The following is a 1,932-nucleotide window of genomic DNA, read 5'->3' as shown; positions in this document are numbered from 1 at the left end:
CCGACCACGCCTTCCTGCTCGAGGGCGACGTGTTCACCTCCGACGTGATCGAGACCTGGGTTGCCTACAAGCGCGAGGCGGAGGTCGACGCCGTCCGGCTCCGCCCCCACCCGTGGGAGTTCGCCCTCTACTACGACATCTGAGGCCGTAGGCGCCTGACCAGGGGAAACGGAAAGCTACTCCCGGCTCTGGGCCGTGGGCAGGCCGTCCGCCGTCGCTGTGCGAGGGCGCGGTCGACGGCCTGCCCTGTACGCTGCTCGCCCACGCGTCGAACCTCTGACCTCGCTCCGGTTCAGGACTCGGCCAGGGCGACCGCGATCTCGCCGGCCAGGCCGGCGTTGGCCTCGAGCAGGGCGAGGTTGGCCTCGAGGCTGCGGCCGCCGGTGCGCCGGTGGAGCCAGTCGAGCTCGAACGGGGTGCGCGCCTTGCCGACCGCGCCGGCGGCACGGGCCGCCGCGCTGCCCTCGGCGGCCAGCTCGGCCAGCTCGCTGGGGTCCATGGCGGCCCCGGCCGGGCAGTCCTGTACCAGCACCAGCGCACCGGGCGAGCCGAGCGCCTCCCTGACGCGCACCAGGTCGACGACCTCCTCGGCGTTGTTGACGACGTGCTCGAGGGGCAGCCGGCCGCGGGCCAGGAAGTTCGGCATGCGGTCGGTGCGGTAGCCGACCACGAGCACGCCGTTGGTCTCGAGCCACTCGAGGGTGGCGGCGGCGTCGGCCACGTGCTTGGGGCCGGAGCAGATCACCAACAGCCGCGAGCGGGCGAGCTGGGGCAGGTCGGCGGAGATGTCGGGGCCGCCGAAGTGGATGCCCCCGATCCCTCCGGTGGCCATCACGCCGATCCCGGCCGCCTCGGCGGCGAACGCGGTGGCCGAGACGGTGGTCGCGCCGTCGAGCTTGCGGGCTACGACGTAGGCGAGGTCGCGCACGGTGACCTTCCAGGTCGAGCGGCGCCCGGCCAGGGCGCGGATGTCGTCGTCCTCGGCGCCCACCACGATCCGCCCCTGGATCACGGCGACGACGGCGGGGGTGGCACCGGCCTTGCCCACGGCGGCTCCCTGCGCCTCGGCCGACTCGAGGTTGGCCGGGGCAGGCAGGCCCTGGACGAGCACGCTGGTCTCGAGGGCGACCACGGCGTGGGCGGTCGCAATCTGGTCGGCGATGACGATCGGTCGATCCATATGGTGAGAACGCTCCCATCGTTTGGGGTGCGGGCCGAACGAAGTCCGCCCGCAAGGGTAACCGGTCGGATGGACGGTCGAAAGGAGAGTCGGCGCTCCATGAGCCCCGATCGCCTCGCTCGGGTGGTCCCAGAAGCGGGCCATCACCTCGCGCACTGGCGCAGCTCGCCGGTGAGGTGTGACAGCCCTCACTCGGGGTCGCCCCAGAAGCGGGCCATCACCACCCGCCTGGCCCGCCGGGTGACCCGCCGGTAGGACTCGAGCAGCCGCTGGCGGCCGGGCGGGGGCTCCCCCATCGCCCTGGCCAGGCGTTCGAGCGAGCCGGGGTCGGTGGGCAGGGACTCCACCGGCCGGCCGGCGACCAGGTAGGCGGCGTTCCGGACCCGCAGGCAGAAGCGGTAGGCTTCGGCAAGCCAGGCGGCCTCCCGGGCACCCAGCGCGCCCGCCTCGGCAAGGGCGACGATGGCGGGCAGGGTGCCCGGGACCCGCACCGCTGGCCGCTCCCTGCCGAACCGGAGCTGCAGGAGCTGCGTGGTCCACTCCACGTCGGCCAGGCCGCCCGGCCCGAGCTTCAGGTGCAGGCGGGGGTCGGTCCCGGCCGGCAGGCGCTCCGACTCGACTCTGGCTTTCATGCGGCGGACCGCCGCGACCGTGTCAGCACCCAACCGCTCCGGCCACGTCCGCGCCGCCGCCGCCGCACAAAACCGCGCCCCCAACCCCCCATCCCCCGCCACCGGCCGCACCTTGATCAA

The 1,932-nt window shown here is 74.0% G+C and carries 3 protein-coding genes; 1 reads left to right on the top strand and 2 read right to left on the bottom strand.

Translation table 11 applies throughout. From position 1 onward, the window contains the following. Positions 1-143 (top strand): glutamine synthetase (gene glnA / locus VG276_27160; GenBank protein ID HEV8652968.1); only part of this gene is annotated, 143 nt, incomplete at its 5' end. Between the two features lie 149 nt (positions 144-292). On the opposite strand, the gene VG276_27155 is transcribed toward glnA, so the two are convergent. Together VG276_27155 and VG276_27150 are read right to left on the bottom strand one after the other, a co-directional pair. Further along, positions 293-1,180 (bottom strand): pseudouridine-5'-phosphate glycosidase, encoded by an 888-nt coding sequence (locus VG276_27155; protein ID HEV8652967.1) that lies wholly within the window; start codon positions 1,178-1,180, stop codon positions 293-295. 188 nt (positions 1,181-1,368) lie between these two features. Then, the coding region (locus tag VG276_27150) for a bifunctional glutamine-synthetase adenylyltransferase/deadenyltransferase (protein HEV8652966.1) at positions 1,369-1,932 on the bottom strand (564 nt) is incomplete at its 5' end.

The organism is Actinomycetes bacterium, from assembly GCA_036000965.1.
Lineage (GTDB): Bacteria > Actinomycetota > CALGFH01 > CALGFH01 > CALGFH01 > DASYUT01.
Note: the sequence above shows the minus strand (reverse complement) of the source record. Positions and strands in the feature narration are given on the sequence as shown.

Excerpts from the sequence above, each read along its gene's own strand:
- VG276_27155 (HEV8652967.1), bottom strand. The coding sequence starts at position 1,180 with ATGGATCGACCGATCGTCATCGCCGACCAGATTGCGACCGCCCACGCC.